Origin of the sequence: Cryobacterium sp. Hh11 (genome assembly GCF_004404045.1) — a bacterium.
GTDB lineage: Bacteria > Actinomycetota > Actinomycetes > Actinomycetales > Microbacteriaceae > Cryobacterium > Cryobacterium levicorallinum.
The window spans coordinates 242,413-258,458 of sequence record NZ_SOHF01000011.1 but is presented as its reverse complement, the minus strand read 5'-3'; the positions used below and the strand labels follow the sequence as shown (position 1 = coordinate 258,458).

Below are 16,046 nucleotides of genomic sequence, written 5' to 3'. Positions count from 1 at the left end.
CCGAAATCTAAATTGAAAACATGACCGACACCATCCGCTCGAGCGCTCCGGCTCGCCGCATTCTGCCCGCCCGTGATCTTGCCCAGATCGCTATTTTCGCCGCCCTCATCGCCGCGCTCGGCCTGCCGGGACCGCTCAATATCGGCCCGGTGCCGATCACGATGCAGACCCTCGGCGTGATGCTCGCCGGCGCCATTCTCGGCCCGCGCAAGGGAACCCTCGCCGTGCTGTTGTTCCTCGTGCTGACCGCGGTCGGGCTGCCCCTGCTCGCCGGCGCCCGCGGTGGAATCGGCGTCTTCACCGTCAGCCCGGCTGCCGGCTACCTGTACGGCTGGCTGCTCGGTGCTTTCGTCACCGGCTACCTCACCGCCCGGCTGCTGCCGAAGTACCCGTTCTGGCCGGCCCTCGGTGCCACCATTCTCGGCGGCATCGTCGCCGTCTATCTCCTGGGCATTCCGGTCATGGCCATCAATCTCGGGCTGCCGCTCTGGACTGCGATCGGAATGAACGTCGCCTTCCTCCCCGGCGACCTGATCAAGGTCATCGTGACCGTGCTGGTCGCCCGCCAGGTACACAAGGCCTACCCCGGCCTGATCGCGCTGCCGAAGGGGCGCCAGGGCCGCGCGTGAGCAGCATCCGCTTCGAGCAGGTTTCGCATGCGTTCGGCGCCCGCTCGGTGCTGCGTGATGTGAACCTGCACCTGACCGAGCAGCGCATCGGTATCGTCGGCGCGAACGGCTCGGGCAAGTCCACGCTGGTGCGCCTGATCAACGGGCTCGTCACCCCGCAGATCGGCACCGTGACAGTCGACGGGCAGTCTGTGGGCCGGCACGCCCGCGACGTGCGGCGCAAGATCGGGTTCATCTTCACCAACCCCGACAACCAGATCGTGATGCCCACGGTGCGGGAAGACGTCGCCTTCACGCTGCGACGCCGCGGCCTCGATAAGGGGCAGATCGACGAGCGAACGACGGCCGCGCTCGCTCAGTTCGGGCTGAGCGAGCACGCCGATCATCCGGCGCATCGCCTGTCCGGCGGGCAGAAACAGTTGCTGGCTCTCGCCGCCGTGCTGGTCGCCGAGCCGGCGACGATTGTCGCCGATGAACCGACCACTCTGCTCGACGCCCGCAATGTGCGGCGCATCAGCGAACTGTTGCAGACGCTCCCCCAGCAGGTCATCGTGGTCACCCATCACCTGCACCTGGTCGAAGAATTCGACCGGGTGATCGTGATTGAGGAGGGTGAAGTCGTGGCCGACGGCGCGCCGGAACGGTCGCTCGCGGCCTATCGCGCCCTGCTCGCATGATCGGGCTGTACAGCCCCGGCAGCTCGTTCATTCACCGCGCGCCGACGTTGCTCAAGCTGTTTCTGCTCTCGCTCTGTGTCGTCGTGATCGGAACCTCGCCCGACCTCCGCATTGTCGGCGGGGCTGCGGCCGGGGTCGTGCTGCTGTTTGTGATCGCCCGCGTTCCGGTGCGAGCCGCCGTGGGGCAGATCATTCCGATTCTGTTCATTTTGCTAATCGCCGTGCCGATCCAGGGGCTGCTCTCCGGCTGGCTCGTCGCTGCCCTCATGGCTGGCCGGTTGCTGGTTGCCGTCGCCCTCGCCGCCCTGTTCACCATGACCACAACGGTCACGGCGGTGCTCGAAGCGTTCCAGACGCTGCTGCGCCCTTTTCGACGGTTCGTCGACCCCGACAGGGTAGGACTGCTCGTGGCCCTCACCATTCGCTGTATTCCGCTGGTCAGTGACATCGTGCGGGAGGTACTCGAGGCGCGCACCGCGCGCGGTACGCAGTGGTCGCTCATGTCGATCGCAGTACCGGTGGTGGTGCGATCACTTTACGCAGCGGATGCCCTCGGCGAGGCGCTGATCGCGCGCGGTCTCGACGACTGAATCGCGCCACCGCGCGCCATTCAGCCCGCTCATAGGCGAGGCGTGGCAGAGTAGGCACTTGGCCGTTCGCGCCAACCGAACAATTGCCTGCCAACTTGCTACGTTCTCGAAAGAGGCCCCGTGTCGAAAATCCCCGCCCTGCTGACCATTGTGGGCCTGACGCTCGCGCTCACCGCCTGCGGAAGCAGCGACACGACCAAAGCAACGGATGCCGCTGCCGCCAGCTCCCCCTCGGCTGACTGCACCGAGTCGGGCAAGCTCTCCGATAGCGTGAAGGTCACCGGTGACTTCGGCGCTCCGCTCGACATCTCGATCGATGCACCACTGGAGCCGACGGCTTCGCAGCGCACGGTCGCCATCGAGGGCACCGGAACCGACACCGCCAAGACGGACTCGATCGTCGAGGTGGCGATCACCCTGTACAACGCCAAGACCGAAGAGGTCATCCAGCCGACGACCTACAACACCGACGGTGCCAGTCTCGTGATTCCGATCAATGACACGAGCTTTCTGCCGGGCCTGGTGCGTTCGGCCAATTGCGCCGTCGAGGGTGAACGCATTGTCACCGTGAGCCCGGCCGCGGATGCCTTCGCCGACCAGGGCACGACCGGCGTCGCCGCCGGCGAGCCGGTCATCTTCGTGATGGACGTCATCAGCGTGATCGAGGATGTCCCGACGCAGGCCTCCGGCGAGGACCAGCCCGTCGAAGACGGCTTCCCCACCGTGGCCCTCGCCGATGACGGCGCACCGACCATCACCATCCCCGCCACCGACGCTCCCACCGACCTGAAGATCACGAACCTGAAGACCGGTGACGGAGAAGTCGTGACCGATGGCGCGAGCGTGGCCGTCGCCTACACCGGTGCCCTCTGGGCCACCGGCGAAACCTTCGATTCCTCCTGGGGCCGGGCCGACTACAGCCTGTTCCCGACCAACGGCGTGATCGCCGGCTTCACCGAAGCTCTGGTTGGTCAGACCGTCGGTTCCCAGGTCCTGGCCGTGATTCCGCCGGAATTCGGCTACGGCGAGGAGGGTACCCAGGGCATCTCCGGTACCGACACCCTGGTGTTCGTCATTGACATCCTCGCCGTTGCCGGTGGTCCGGCGGCCTAGAACCTGTAGTTTCATCGGGCGCCGCCCGTCGACCACCCGGTCGGCGGGCGGCGCTTTTTCCTGTGCCTGGAAGCGCTGTTCCTGAGTGTCCGCCCAGCCTCGAACGCGAATTCCGTGAGAGTGTGGAAGCAGTAACGAACCTGTCCGGCACCTCGCCGGGCCTGAACTCCAGCATCGAAAGAGGCTATTCACCTGACATCCACGCTCACCTCCGCCCCCACCGAATTCCACGTCGACGCCCCGGCTATCGCCACTGTCGCAGCCGCTGCCAAGCCGACGACCATCGCCGAGTACGTGGCCGTGCCGGCCGAGCCGCTCGCGACCGTCGTCGGCCTGCTCCGGGACAAGTTCGACCTGGCCCTGCCGGAGACCTCGACGGAACTGTGGCACGGACATCCGGTCTGGCTCGACGATGACCTACCGGTCGCCGGATTCAAGGCGTACCCCACCTTCGTCACCGTGTTGTTCTGGCGAGGACAGGCCATCACCGATGACTCGGGCAAGCTCAATGCGAGCGGGTCGGCCGAAATGAGCGAGTACAAGCTCAAGAGCGTCGACGACTTCGACAGCGACCTGTTCGACGTCTGGCTGCAGCAGGTGCGCGAGCTCGAAGCCGCGTAACACCAGGCACAGGCAGAATCGCTCAGTCGACCGCGTCGACCGCGAAAAGTGCGGCCTGCTCCGGGGCAAGCAGCGGCGCGGTCAGCCCGACGCGGGCGAGCACCGCTCCGGTCAGCGTTACCGAACCTCCGACACTGCCACTGGCAGCTTCGTCGGCGGTCGGTGAAGCGGCGCTTGAGCCTGCACCCGCGGCATTCCATGCCGGCGGTGCATCCTGAATTGCGCGCGGGGCGCTTCCGAGCAGCAGGGGCGACACTCGGTAGCGCCGCTCTGGCGCGAGCCCGGGAAACCGCATCCGTTCGGGCAGCGCCGAACGCGGGGCTGTGAGGGCCACCTGGGCGAAGAGGGCCGTGTTCTGGTCGGGCGAGACGACGCCGTGCAATTCGAGGGCCGGGTCGCTGGGGTCGGCCCGCACGACGACGCCGGAGTGCAGTAGGAGGCGCAGGCGCTTATAGTGCGTGATCCACTCAGCGATCTGCCCGAGCTCCTCGGCGCTGGCGCTGGTGAGGTCCCACTCGATGCCGGCGCTGCCGAACAGGGCAGTCGCCAGTCGGAAGCTGAGCTCGGAGGTGCGTCCAGTGGTGTGCGCCGTGGCCGCACCGAGATGCCCGCCGAGGTATTCCGGCGGCACGAGCACGCCCGTATAGCGCTGGATCTGCTGTCGCTCGAGCGGGTCGTTGGTATCGCTGGTCCAGACCCGGTCGACGCGCTCGAGGATACCCAGGTCGATCCGGGCTCCCCCTGACGCACAGGACTCGATCTCGACGCCCGGATGCGCCGCGCGTACCGCATCGATGAGCCGGTACAGCGCCGCCGTCTGCCGGTGCGCGGAACCGGCCAGCAGATCGCGGTTGTGGTCCCACTTCAGGTAGGCGATCGGGTACTCCGTGAGCAGGGCGGTGAGCCGTGCCAAGACCCACGCAAAGGCCTCCGGATGGCCAAGGTCGAGCACGCGCTGGAATCGCCAGGTCAGCGCCGGTGTTTCGTCGGCGGCGGGTTCGGAGACGCCGCCGAGCACCCACTCCGGGTGCGCACGGGCCACCTCCGAATCGAGACTCACCATCTCCGGTTCGACCCAGAGGCCAAAATCCAGGCCGGCCGCGTGCACATGTTCGATCAGCGGATGCAGGCCATGGGGCCAGGTCACGGGGTCGACGAACCAGTCGCCGAGGGCACGGCGATCATCCCGACGATTGGTGAACCAGCCGTCGTCGAGGACGAATCGTTCCACGCCGGCCTGCGCCCCGGCATCCGCAAGTCGAGCCAGAGTAGGCAGGTCGTGCTTGAAGTAGACGGCCTCCCACGTGTTCAGCACGACCGGGCGCGGCGTCCTAATAGTTGACCACGATCGGATCCACGGATGCAGCCGCGCCGACAGCCCGTCGAGCCCAGCCTCCGAGTATGCGGCAACGGTCCACGGGGTGCTGTAGCTCTCACCGGCGGCCACACCCAGCTCGCCGGGAGCGAGCAGTTCACCGCTTCCGAGCACCGAAAAGCCCAAGGGGCTGTTCTCAGCCCAGGCGCGCTTGTCACCGCTCCAGGCGAGGTGGGTGCACCACACTTCACCGGAACGAAAACCGAATCCAGGAGTTCCGGCCACCATGAGAAAGGAGTCGTCATGCCCGGGGCGGCCGTGTCGGGACTCCCGGCTCCACACGCCGTGGCCAAGGATGCTGCGTTGCGGCCGGCGCTCGTGAGTCCACAGCCCGGTGAAGTCAAGCAGTTCGCCGGCCCGACCGGGAATTGGCAGTATGACGTCGAGCGAACCGAGTTCGAATGCTGCGTCGCCGGCGGCGGTACTCGTGTTGGTCACGGTGTGGCGCAGCCGAAGCACCCCCTGAACCGAGAGTTCAAGGTCGGTGCGCACGGATATCTGGGCGGCGGCATCGGCCAGCAAGAGTGTCAGGGTCTGGGTACCGGGCAATGCGGCGCGCCCCGCTGGGCGCTCACCGGCCCGAATGCCGACCAGGCTAAGGTCGATGGCCGGACTGCCCAGGCCCGGCCGGAAACCGCTGATTCCCGGGCGTCCGCTCCACCCCTGTGCGAGGGTGGGCAGCAGGGTGAGCCGCAGAGGCACGTCGATCGAGCTTGGCGCGATCGCCGGCACGGATGCGTCGGCCAACGTCGTCAGCATGGCGGCGCTCAAATCGCCCAGGTCGGCACCCCAGTGCACGATAACGGGCACCCCCGTGCCGCGGGCGTCCAGCACCAGGCTGGTGCCCGCGGCACGGAGGTAGGAAATGGGCACAGTAGAACTGATGCTACTTGTTGACCGGGATCGACTGAGCCTCGAGAGCGTTGATCGTGCTCTGCTGAGCGCTCGTGAGAGCCTCCGTCAGGGTGCCATTACCCGTGACAGCGCCCTTGAAGCCGTCCGAGGTGTCGTTGTACACCTGCGTCATGGTTGGGCCCCAGACGAAGTCGGGCGATACCTGAGCTGACGCCTCAGCGAACACGTCATAGATGGGCTGGCCACCGTAGAACTCAACGCCTTCCTTGAGGGCCGGCAGTTCCAGGCCGCTCTTGGCGGCCGGGTACAGGTTGGCCGACTCGTTCAGCATCGTGAGCGCCTCGTCAGAGGTGTTCAGCCACAGCGCGAACTGGGCGGCCTCGTACGGGTGCTTCGAGCCCTTGAACACCGCGGTCGACGAGCCACCCCAGTTGCCGGCGGCGTTGTCGCCGGAAGCCCACTGCGGGGAGAGGGCGACAGACCAGTTACCGGCGGTGTCCGGAGCGCCGCTGGCAATGGAGTTCGCACCCCAGGCTGCGGAGTTCCAGGTCCAGTTGGAGCCGGTGTTGTAGGCGTTGTTCCACTCGTCGGTCCACGGCGGGTTGGTCGAGACGAGGTCGCGGTCGATCAGGTCCTGCCAATAGTCGGCAACCTTGACGGACTCCGGGCTGGTCAGGTCGATGGTCCAATTATCACCATCGTTCTCGAACCAGCTTCCGCCGGCCTGCCAGACGAATCCGGCGAACTGGTTGATATCGCTCTGCGAGAAGTTGGTGATGTATCCGCCGGTGGCGCGCACGGCCTCCGCGGCAACGGCGAACTCTTCCCAGGTGGTGGGGATCGCAATGTTGTTGGCCGCGAAGAGATCTGCGCGGTAGAACATGGCCATGGGCCCGGCATCCTGCGGCACCGCGTAAACGGCGTCTGCTTCACCGAAGTTGACCTGACCCCAGGTCCAATCCACGAAGTTGTCCTGAGCATCGAGCACACCCTCGCAGGAAGCGAGGTTGGTCAGTCCGTCCTGCACGCGAAAGTTGGGGAGGGCATCGTATTCGATCTGGCCGAGGTCGGGCGCGTTGCCGGCCTTGAGCTGGTTGAAGAAGTTCTGGTACGTGCCGCCGTTGCCGTTCGGGCCGGTCTGCACCTTCACCTGAACGTCGGGGTTCTCCTCGTTCCAGATCTTGACGACATCCTCGATCCCAGGGATCCAGGTCGTAAAGGTCAGATCAACCTTGCCGTCCGAGGGTACGCAGGCTGCGGCGTCGCCGCCGTCCTGCGCGGTCGAGCCGGACGCGCAGCCGGCCAGCACGACCGTGGCTGCGGTGAGCAAAGCGACGGTGGCTGCTCTCTTCTTGATCTGCATTATTCTTCTTTTCTCTTGGGGGTGGGGGTGGTGCAGCTGGGGGGGGGGAAGCGAGGGGGTGAAGCTGGCTACTTCACCGAACCGGCGCTGAGGCCGTTTCGCCAGAAGCGCTGGAGCAGCAGGAAGATAATGATCAGCGGGATGATCGACAGCAGAGCGCCGATCAGAACGTAATCGCGCAGCACGGGGATCTGGTTGACCTGCGAGTTCCAGGCGTAGAGGCCGAGCGTGACCGGGAACAGGGTCTCGTCGCGCAGCATGATCAGCGGCAGGAAGAAATTGTTCCAGATGGCGACGAACTGGAAGAGGAAGACGGTGACCAGAGCCGGCACCATCATCCGCACCGAGACAGTGAAGAAGGTGCGCAGTTCGCCGGCGCCGTCGAGGCGGGCGGCCTCGATCAGTTCGTCGGGAACGCTGGCCGACGCGTAGATGCGGGAGAGGTAGACCCCGAACGGGCTGACCAGGCTGGGCAGGAACACCGACCAGAACGTGTTGGTCAGGCTGATCTGGCTGAAGATCAGGAACAGCGGCAGTGCCAGAGCCGTGGCGGGCACCAGCACCCCGCCGAGCACGACGTTGAAGATCAGTTCGCGTCCCGGGAAGTTGTACTTGGCCAGTGCGTACCCGCACATTCCGGCGATGAGCGTGCCCACGAGGGCGCCGCCACCGGCGTACAGCGCGCTGTTGAGCATCCACTTGAGGTAGACGCCGTCGCGGTAGGCCACCAGGTTTGCCATGTTCTCGAACAGGGAGAAGTCAGCGAACCAGAGCGGGTTCGTGCTATTGAACTCGGAGCGGTTCTTCGAGGCCGCGACAAGCAGCCACCAGATCGGCACCAGGAAATAGAGCGTGAAGACGCCCATGACGATCATGGCGCTGACCCGGGCGAACGGGCTCTCTCGCTGCGCGCGCGGCGTCTTGCCCTCGAAGGAACGGATTCCGCGTGCCGGCTTGGTAGGGGTCAGGGTGCTCACTTGCTTTCCTTCCGCTGCGTGAACTTCAGGAACGTGAAGGAGAGGATGAACGTGGCCAGGGCCAGCACCACGGAGAACGCGGCGGCCAGGTTGAAGTTCGGGATCGATGAGGTGGAGTACACCGTCAGGTTCGGAGTGAACGTGCTGGTCACGGCCGAGCTGAAGCTGCGGAACACCTGCGGTTCGGCGAGCAACTGCAGGGTGCCGATGATCGAGAAGATCGCGGTCAGGACGATCGCCGGCATGATCAGCGGGATCTTGACCGACCAGGCGATGCGCAGCTGCCCGGCCCCGTCGAGGCGGGCGGCCTCGTAGAGCTCGGCCGGGATCGCCAGTAGCGCCGAGTAGATAATGAGCATGTTGTATCCCACGAAGACCCAGGTGACGACGTTGGCGATGGCCCAGAGAACGAGGTCCGCCGAGAGGAAATTGATGTTTTCGGTGACGGCACTGAACGGTGACAGGTTGGGCGAGTAGAGGTAGCCCCACATGATCGCGGCGATGACGCCGGGCACCGCGTAGGGAACAAAGAACGCCAGCCGAAAGAACTTCTTTCCGCGCACGAGCGGCGAGTCCAGCAGCAGGGCGAATAGCAGTGCGAGGCCGAGCATGATCGGAACCTGTACAATGCCGAAGGCGAGCACCCGGCCGATCGACTCCCAGAAAGGCCCGTTCTGGAAGACCAGGATGTACTGGGTGAGTCCGCCGAAGACCTGAGTCGCTTGACCGAAAGTACCCTCGCGCTCGATCACGAGCAGCGATTGGTAGATCGCATAGCCGATCGGCAGGAGGTAGAACAGGGCGAACAGTGCACCGAACGGGATCACGAACGCGAGGATCGCTCCCTTGTGCTGCACGCGGGGCTTTGCTCTTGGCGGCTTGGCGGCGCGGGGCCCCTTCCCGGCGGCGGCGCCCGGGGCATCCGTTATAGGAACGGCAGGTGCGCTCATGATGCGGGGTCCTCTCTAATCACGCGGACGGCGCCGGCCGGCACGCGCACGACTCGACCGATGGGCTCTCCGACGACAAGTTCATGGCCGGAGGCCGGAAGCTCAACGTCATCGTGACCGTGGTTGATGATGAACAGGTAGCTGCCGGTGGCATTCACTCGGCGAACGACCTCGATGGTTCCCGCGCTCTCCGGGCCAACCGCGGTAACGCGTGCTTCCTCAGCAATCGTGCGCATGAGGTTCCTCAATGCTCCGGGCTCCAGCGCGGTCGCAACGTACCAGGCTGTCCCGCTTCCGTGACCGTTGCGAGTGATGGCGGGGATTCCGGGTAGTGGCCCGTCAAGGTAGTTCGCCACCACCTCGGCGGTGTCCACCCGCAGGCGTTCGCTCCACAGGCTCGCGGCGGCGCCAGAGTCGAGGGTGAGAACGTGTCCGGGCAGCAGCGGGGAGAATTCCTCCACAGTGATTCCGAGGAGCTCGCGGAACGCGCCAGGGTAGCCACCGGAGCGCACCCGGTCGTCTTCGTCGACGATGCCGCTGAAAAAAGTGATCAGGGCGTGGCCGCCGGCCGCAACATAGGAACCCAGGTTCCGGGCCTGCTCGTCAGAGATCAGGTAGAGGCACGGGGCGACAACGAGGCGGTAGGCCGAGAAATCAGCGTCGGGCGAGACGATGTCGACCGTGACGCCGAGCTGGTGCAGAGCCGTGTAGGCGGCGTGCACCTGGTCGAGATAGCGCACCGCATGGGAGGGGCGAGACTCTCCGTCGCCGGCCCACCAGGCCTCCCAGCTGAAGATGATCGCAGCATCCGCGACGACCCGGCTGCCGGCGACCTCGACGAGGCGATCAAGGGTCGCGCCCAGGGCCACGACCTCGCGCCAGAGCACGGTGTCGGTGCCAGCGTGGGGTACCAGGGCGGAGTGGAACTTCTCTGACCCTTGTAGGGAGGCGCGCCACTGGAAGAAGCAGATGCCATCGGCACCGCGGGCGACGTGGGCGAGGGAATTGCGAGTCATCTCGCCGGGCACCTTGGCCAGGTTGTGCGGCTGCCAGTTGACGGCGCCGGTGGCCTGTTCCATGAGCAGCCAAGGCTCCCCCTGGGCGAGCCCACGAGTGAGGTCAGCGGCGAAAGCGAGTTCGATGGCTGGGTCGGCGAGGCGATGGTCGAGGTAATGGTCGTTGGCGATAATGTCCATATCGCCGGCCCAAGACCAGTAGTCGAGGTTACGGATGTGCGCGGTGACCATGAAATTGGTGGTCACCGCCACGTTCGAGTGGCGGCGCAGCACCGCGGCCTCGAGGCGGTAGTAGTCGAGCAGTTCGGCCGAGCTGAATCGGTGGAAGTCGAGCACCTGGCCGGGGTTCCGGCTGGACAGCGTGAGCCGCGGGGTCAGGATCTCGGCCCACTCGCCGTAGCGCTGGCTCCAGAACGAAGTACCCCAGGCGGCGTTGAGAGCGTCAATCGTGCCGTAGCGCGCCTGCAGCCAGAGACGAAACGCAGCCGCGGTGTCATCGCAGTAGCACAGCGCGTTGTGGCAGCCCAGTTCGTTGGACACGTGCCAGAGGGCGACGGCCGGGTGGCGGCCGTACCGCTCGGCGACCTTCTCCACCAGGGCGAGCGCGTGCTCACGGAACACGGCCGAACTCGGACACCAGGCCTGGCGGCCGCCCGGGAAGCGGGTGGTGCCTTCGGCGGTGACCGGGAGCATCTCAGGGTGGAGCGTGGTCAGCCACGGCGGCGGCGAGGAGGTGCCGGTGCCGAGATTGACCCGGATGCCATTGGCGTGCAAGAGCTCGATAATCGTGTCGAGGGTGGCAAAGTCGTATTCGCCCGCCCGCGGTTCGAGGTGGGACCAGCCAAAGATATTAATGGCGACGAGGTCAACGCCGGCCTCGCGCATCAGGCGCACGTCATCGGTCCACGTCTCGGGCCCCCACTGCTCGGGATTGTAGTCACAGCCGTAGGCGATGCCCTCGTGCACGAACGGAGTGGCCGTGGCCGTCTCGTTCAAAATGGCTGCTCGCGAGTTCATGCGCTCCCTGACTGTGGCGTGCAAGCCGTTTAGGCGACACACTGTTGACGGCTCTGTGAACGTACACAGAATCAAGAAAAAAAACTCTCCATTGGGTTTTCTGTGAACGTACACAGACTAAGTATCTGCTGGCGGCCCTGTCAAGTGCGGCGGTTGTTCGTGAGCGTTACAGTTATCAAATGGTGATAATTCCGTCTCGACGCAAACGCGCGACGATTCACGACGTCGCCGTGGAGGCTGGCGTGTCCCGCGGCACGGTCAGTCGGGTCGTAAACGACGAACCCTACGTCTCGGCGTCAGCCCGCATCGCCATCGAAGCCGCCATCGAGAAGGTCGGTTATGTACCGAACAACGCAGCGCGCAGTCTGGTCATGCAGCGCTCAGAAGCGGTCGGCTTCATTGTGCACGAGCCACACTCGCTATTTCTGGATGACCCGAACATCGGCGGCATCCTGCTCGGGGCCAACACCGTGCTTTCCCACTCGGACTACCAGATGGTCAGTCTCGTCATCGACTCCCAGCGCGACACCGACCGCGTCGCCCGCTACCTCAGCGGCGGTTTCGTCGACGGGGTAATCATCGTCTCCGCCCGCCGCGAAGACCCAATCACCCGAGTCATCGAGAAGCTGCGTCTTCCGGCGGCTTTCGTTGGACATCCGCCAGAGCAGAGCCCGCTGCCATTCGTAGGAATCGACAACCGGGCATCAGCGCGCGCGATTACCGAACGCCTCATGCAGACCGGACGCAAGCGCATCGGCATGATTGCAGCCGCACTCGATCGCGATTCCGGCGCCGACCGACTCGCCGGCTTCACGGATGCCCTGGGCGACCGCTTCGACCCTGCTCTCGTCGCCCAAGTACCGCTCTACACCTTCACCGACGGGATTGAAGGCATGTGCACGCTGCTTGAACGCGACCCACTGATTGACGGCGTGTTCGCGGCTTCTGACGCCGTAGCAGCGGGAGCACTCGAAGCGCTCCGCCATGCCGGGCGCAGCGTGCCCGGTGACGTCGGCATCGTCGGATTTGACGACAGTTCCTGGGCGCTGCGCACCCAGCCACACCTGTCGACCGTGCACCAGCCGGCCTTCGGTCTGGGTGAGCGAGCAGCGGAGTGCGTGCTCGGCCAGCTGCGCGGCGAGGAGCAACCCGCCGACGGCATCCTTCTTCAGACACCTATCGTCTGGCGCGACTCCGCTTAAGCGACAAACGTTGGGGATTCCACACCCGGCGTGGCGTACACCACCTCCGCTGTACCGAGATTCGCGCCGTAACTCCATGAACAGCTGATGGCTGACCACGGCGACGTGATGAAAAAATCATGTATCTATCGACAAGTTCTACTCCGCGACAATAAACAGAACGGCCCACGTCCGAGGACGCGGGCCGTTCTTCGTTCAGAATCCGTGACTAGCTGGTGAGGCCGTCCACGTACTCCTGGTTGTCTTCGATCCACTGGGCGACGATCGGAGCGTAGTCCGAGCCGTCGTAGTCGACGAACATGGCCTCTTCGAGGGTGTACAGAGTCTCGAGGTCCATCTCGAAGCCTTCGATCCAGCTACTGGCTTTGGGGAACTTCTCCGAGAAGTCGGCGCTGCCGAAGGAGTGCAGGCTCTCGACGGACTCGAGGGTACCCTCGGGGTCTTCGAGGTTCTTGATCGGGAACGAACCGTAAGCCCAGTGCGGCTCCCAGAGGGTCACGACGACGTTCTCGCCGGCATCCGTGGCTGCCTTGAGTTCGGTCAGCATGGCCGCCGTCGACGACGTGGTGAATTCCATGCCCTCGAGGCCGTAAGACGGAATGACGCGGTCTTGGGTCGCAGCGGTCAGGCCGGCGCCGGCTTCGATGCCCACAATCTGGTTACCGAACAGGTCAGCGTTCTCGGCCAGTTCGGCGAGCGAGTCGATCGGGGCGTCCGCGTTCACCGCGATGGTGAGCTTGGACTCGTTGTTCCAGGCGCCCAGGTCGGTGATCTCGTCGCCGTAGGTCTTGAGGTACTCGCCGTGGGTGTCGGGCAGCCAGATGTCCATGGTGAGGTCGTAGTCGCCAGTGGAGAGGCCCTCGTAGACGGGGGCGACGTCGGCGTACTCGAGTTCGACGTTGTAACCCTTCTCGTCGAGAATGGCTTTCCACAGCTCGGAGACCGCGACGCCTTCATCCCAGCCGTTGAACACGGCGAGGGTGACGTTCTTCTGGTCGTTGTTGCCGTTTCCGACCGTGTCGACCTCGGTTTCGGCGGCACAGCCCGCTAGGGCGAGGAGCGAAACCGCTCCAAGGGCGATAAGGGGTGTTGAACGAATTTTCATGCGTCTTCCTTTCGTGCCACCCGCTGCGGGCGACTGGGGATTGACTCGTGGTGCGTGCGCCAGCTCCCATGGAGCCTGCGCACATGGAACGGATGCGGGGCATCCGTTGGGAGGAGGGACTCGGAATGACCAGGTCAGACGAGAGCCGATGCTGGCACGTTTGCCGGCTGTGCTGCCGAGTTCGCAGCCACGCGATTGGCCTTACGGGCAGCGAGCATACGTCCGAGCGGAGTGCTTCCATTGCCGAGCGCGGCGGTGACACGGTCGAGGAAGATCGCCAAGATGACCACGGCGAGACCGGCCTCGAAACCGAGGGCGACGTCGAGACGCGACAGCGCCGCCACAATCTCACCGCCGAGAGCACCGGCGCCGACCATGCCGGCGATGACGACCATCGAGAGCGACAGCATGATGACCTGGTTGATGCCGGCCATGATCGTCGGCGTTGCCAGCGGCAGCTGAATCTGCCTGAGGATACGCCACGGGCTCGCGCCGAAGGCCTGGCCGGCCTCGACGACCTCCTTGTCGACCCCGCGGATGCCGAGTTCGGTGAGCCGCACACCGGGTGCCATGGCAAAGATGATGGTCGCCACGATGCCGGGAACCTCGCCGACCCGAAACAGAATGAGGGCCGGAACCAGGTAGACGAAGGCCGGCATAGTCTGCAGAAAGTCCAGCATCGGCCGGATGGCACTCGAGGCGACCGAAGATTTGGCCGCGAGAATACCGAGCGGAACACTCAGCCCGATGGCGATGATGCTCGCCACGAGAACCAGGGCGAGGGTCAACATCGCGTTTTCCCACTGATTGACACCGAGAATGAGGCCGAGGCCGATCACTGTTCCCACGGCGAACTTCCAGCCGCGGACGGCGAAGCCGATGGCCGCTGCGATCGCGATGATGACGTAAAACGGCGGCGCGACGAGCACGAAGGCTACGCCTCCGAAGGCACCGTCAACAATCAGGCGAATGAAAGCAAAAACAAACCCGAAGGTAACCGTGATCCATTCGATAAAGGATTCGATCAAGGTGCCGAGGGGAATACGGAAGTCGTTCACGCTTCGGCTCCGTCCAGCGCGGTGTCGCGCAAAATATCGGTAATAACGTTGACCGGAATAGTCGCCGGCGGGTGGATCACCGGCAGTTCACCAGTGCTCGTGGTGACGTTGCCAATTGCAGCGAGCAGGGTGACGCGCGGAATGACTCCGAGCAAGCGATTCTTCGAGTCGACGACTGCGATGGGCAGGTCGCTGCCGACGGAAGGCTCGACGAGATCGACAAGGGCAGTATCGGGCGCAACTGTGGTGGCATCGTCTCGAATGATTGCTCGAAGGTCGGCGTCCCCGGCCTTGACCATTTTGAGCACGTCGCGGTCGCGCACGATTCCGGCGAAACTGCGGTCGCGGTTGAGCACGAAAACAACGGATGTCTGGAGGTCTCGCATCGTGCGGAGCGCGGCTCGCGGGCCAGCCGTTTTGGTGACGACAGCCCGAACCGGTTCCATGACGGTCGTCGCGGTGAGCACGCGCGCCCGGTCGACGTCCTGCACGAACTGGGCGACGTAGTCGTTGGCCGGGTCGGTCAGGATCTCTTCCGGCGTGCCGATCTGCACGATGCGGCCGTCACGCATGACGGCGATTCGGTCGCCCAGGAACATGGCCTCGTTGAGGTCGTGGGTGATGAAAATGATGGTCTTGCCGAGCGCGGCCTGCAGCTCGATAAGCTGCTCCTGCATTTCACGGCGAATGAGCGGGTCGAGGGCCGAGAAGGCTTCGTCCATGAGCAGCACGTCGGTGTCGGCGGCGAGGGCTCGTCCGAGGCCCACTCGCTGCTGCATTCCGCCCGACAACTCGGACGGCAGGTTGTCGGCCCAGCCAGCGAGACCGACGAGGTCGATGATCGTCTGGGCCTTGGCGAGGCGTTCTGCTCGCCCCATGCCCTGAATCTCCAGGCCGTAGGCCACGTTGTCGATCACGGTGCGGTGTGGCAGCAGGGCGAAGTGCTGGAAGACCATGGAAATGCTCTTGCGGCGCACGTCGCGCAATTCCTTGGCCGACACGTCGGTGATGTCCGTGCCGCCAACGGTTACGGTGCCGGAGGTCGTCTCCCACAGGCCGTTGAGCATGCGGATGAGAGTCGATTTGCCCGAGCCGGACAGGCCCATGACGACGAAGATCTCGCCCCTCTTGACCTCGAAGGAAGCGTCGATGACGGCGGCCACTCCGAGGGAAGAGATTTCGGCGCGGCTCTTGCCGGCCTTGAGCTTCTTGACGATTTCATGCGGACGACGTCCGAATGCTTTGTAGAGGTGATCTGCCTTGACGGCTATGGTTTCTGAACTCTCGGTCACGCGTTCTCCGGTGCACGCCGAACGTAGCCGATTTCACGGCTGACACTGGGGCGTGCTCTCTTGTCGGACGGGTTGGCGCCAAGCGGCCCAAACGCGACAATCAACGCGGGCTGGAGCAATCATGGGATCGCATCCGTCGGTGCCGCACCATACGAAGGCGGCCGTTCCATCTCAAATGGTGGCTACGTCTGCGCGTCCTGGTGAAG

General features: G+C 64.8%; 14 protein-coding genes. 6 read left to right on the top strand and 8 right to left on the bottom strand.

The window, feature by feature from the left end; translation table 11 throughout:
* Nucleotides 1-20 precede the first annotated feature (20 nt).
* The 5 genes from E3T46_RS04855 to E3T46_RS04835 all read left to right on the top strand — a co-directional run bounded on the left by E3T46_RS04855 (nucleotide 21) and on the right by E3T46_RS04835 (nucleotide 3,630).
* On the top strand, nucleotides 21-629 hold the full coding sequence (locus E3T46_RS04855; protein ID WP_134577650.1) for a biotin transporter BioY: 609 nt from the start codon (nucleotides 21-23) through the stop codon (nucleotides 627-629).
* Nucleotides 626-1,306: an ABC transporter ATP-binding protein gene (locus tag E3T46_RS04850; RefSeq protein ID WP_134577649.1), complete on the top strand. Its 681-nt coding sequence runs from the start codon at nucleotides 626-628 to the stop codon at nucleotides 1,304-1,306. Before E3T46_RS04855 ends, E3T46_RS04850 begins: the two co-directional genes overlap by 4 nt.
* A complete protein-coding gene (locus E3T46_RS04845; RefSeq protein ID WP_134442624.1) occupies nucleotides 1,303-1,896 on the top strand; it encodes an energy-coupling factor transporter transmembrane protein EcfT in 594 nt (197 codons plus the stop codon). The genes E3T46_RS04850 and E3T46_RS04845 overlap by 4 nt, the downstream gene beginning before the upstream one ends.
* 120 nt (nucleotides 1,897-2,016) lie before the next feature.
* On the top strand, nucleotides 2,017-3,009 hold the full coding sequence (locus tag E3T46_RS04840; protein ID WP_134442625.1) for an FKBP-type peptidyl-prolyl cis-trans isomerase: 993 nt from the start codon (nucleotides 2,017-2,019) through the stop codon (nucleotides 3,007-3,009).
* 294 nt (nucleotides 3,010-3,303) lie between these two features.
* Nucleotides 3,304-3,630 (top strand): DUF1801 domain-containing protein, encoded by a 327-nt coding sequence (locus E3T46_RS04835; RefSeq protein ID WP_166788548.1) that lies wholly within the window; start codon nucleotides 3,304-3,306, stop codon nucleotides 3,628-3,630.
* Between the two features lie 22 nt (nucleotides 3,631-3,652).
* Here the strand turns inward: E3T46_RS04835 and E3T46_RS04830 are convergent, their stop codons facing one another.
* The 5 genes from E3T46_RS04830 to E3T46_RS04810 all read right to left on the bottom strand — a co-directional run bounded on the left by E3T46_RS04830 (nucleotide 3,653) and on the right by E3T46_RS04810 (nucleotide 11,183).
* The gene (locus E3T46_RS04830) at nucleotides 3,653-5,878 is read right to left on the bottom strand and encodes an alpha-galactosidase (RefSeq protein ID WP_134577648.1); all 2,226 of its coding nucleotides are present in this window, start codon (nucleotides 5,876-5,878) and stop codon (nucleotides 3,653-3,655) included.
* Nucleotides 5,879-5,891: 13 nt separating this feature from the next.
* Nucleotides 5,892-7,223 (bottom strand): extracellular solute-binding protein, encoded by a 1,332-nt coding sequence (locus tag E3T46_RS04825; protein ID WP_134577647.1) that lies wholly within the window; start codon nucleotides 7,221-7,223, stop codon nucleotides 5,892-5,894.
* 68 nt (nucleotides 7,224-7,291) lie between these two features.
* Nucleotides 7,292-8,098, bottom strand: a complete 807-nt coding sequence (locus tag E3T46_RS04820) for a carbohydrate ABC transporter permease (RefSeq protein WP_092449442.1) — start codon at nucleotides 8,096-8,098, stop codon at nucleotides 7,292-7,294.
* A gap of 98 nt (nucleotides 8,099-8,196) precedes the next feature.
* Complete coding sequence (locus E3T46_RS04815) at nucleotides 8,197-9,150, bottom strand: sugar ABC transporter permease (protein ID WP_134577646.1); 954 nt, start codon at nucleotides 9,148-9,150, stop codon at nucleotides 8,197-8,199.
* On the bottom strand, nucleotides 9,147-11,183 hold the full coding sequence (locus tag E3T46_RS04810; RefSeq protein WP_134577645.1) for a beta-galactosidase: 2,037 nt from the start codon (nucleotides 11,181-11,183) through the stop codon (nucleotides 9,147-9,149). The genes E3T46_RS04815 and E3T46_RS04810 overlap by 4 nt, the downstream gene beginning before the upstream one ends.
* 179 nt (nucleotides 11,184-11,362) lie before the next feature.
* On the opposite strand from E3T46_RS04810, the gene E3T46_RS04805 reads away from it, so the two are divergent.
* On the top strand, nucleotides 11,363-12,385 hold the full coding sequence (locus E3T46_RS04805) for a LacI family DNA-binding transcriptional regulator (RefSeq protein WP_134577644.1): 1,023 nt from the start codon (nucleotides 11,363-11,365) through the stop codon (nucleotides 12,383-12,385).
* Nucleotides 12,386-12,593: 208 nt separating this feature from the next.
* Here the strand turns inward: E3T46_RS04805 and E3T46_RS04800 are convergent, their stop codons facing one another.
* The 3 genes from E3T46_RS04800 to E3T46_RS04790 all read right to left on the bottom strand — a co-directional run bounded on the left by E3T46_RS04800 (nucleotide 12,594) and on the right by E3T46_RS04790 (nucleotide 15,840).
* Complete coding sequence (locus tag E3T46_RS04800) at nucleotides 12,594-13,490, bottom strand: glycine betaine ABC transporter substrate-binding protein (RefSeq protein ID WP_134577643.1); 897 nt, start codon at nucleotides 13,488-13,490, stop codon at nucleotides 12,594-12,596.
* Between the two features lie 134 nt (nucleotides 13,491-13,624).
* Nucleotides 13,625-14,548, bottom strand: a complete 924-nt coding sequence (locus E3T46_RS04795) for an ABC transporter permease subunit (protein WP_134442633.1) — start codon at nucleotides 14,546-14,548, stop codon at nucleotides 13,625-13,627.
* Entirely contained in the window at nucleotides 14,545-15,840 is a 1,296-nt protein-coding gene (locus E3T46_RS04790; protein ID WP_134472436.1) for a glycine betaine/L-proline ABC transporter ATP-binding protein, read from the bottom strand. The genes E3T46_RS04795 and E3T46_RS04790 overlap by 4 nt, the downstream gene beginning before the upstream one ends.
* Nucleotides 15,841-16,046 lie beyond the last annotated feature (206 nt).

Excerpts from the sequence above, each read along its gene's own strand:
- E3T46_RS04855 (WP_134577650.1), top strand. The coding sequence starts at position 21 with ATGACCGACACCATCCGCTCGAGCGCTCCGGCTCGCCGCATTCTGCCC.
- E3T46_RS04845 (WP_134442624.1), top strand. The coding sequence starts at position 1,303 with ATGATCGGGCTGTACAGCCCCGGCAGCTCGTTCATTCACCGCGCGCCG.
- E3T46_RS04825 (WP_134577647.1), bottom strand. The coding sequence starts at position 7,223 with ATGCAGATCAAGAAGAGAGCAGCCACCGTCGCTTTGCTCACCGCAGCC.
- E3T46_RS04820 (WP_092449442.1), bottom strand. The coding sequence starts at position 8,098 with ATGATCGTCATGGGCGTCTTCACGCTCTATTTCCTGGTGCCGATCTGG.
- E3T46_RS04815 (WP_134577646.1), bottom strand. The coding sequence starts at position 9,150 with ATGAGCGCACCTGCCGTTCCTATAACGGATGCCCCGGGCGCCGCCGCC.
- E3T46_RS04810 (WP_134577645.1), bottom strand. The coding sequence starts at position 11,183 with ATGAACTCGCGAGCAGCCATTTTGAACGAGACGGCCACGGCCACTCCG.
- E3T46_RS04805 (WP_134577644.1), top strand. The coding sequence starts at position 11,363 with ATGGTGATAATTCCGTCTCGACGCAAACGCGCGACGATTCACGACGTC.
- E3T46_RS04800 (WP_134577643.1), bottom strand. The coding sequence starts at position 13,490 with ATGAAAATTCGTTCAACACCCCTTATCGCCCTTGGAGCGGTTTCGCTC.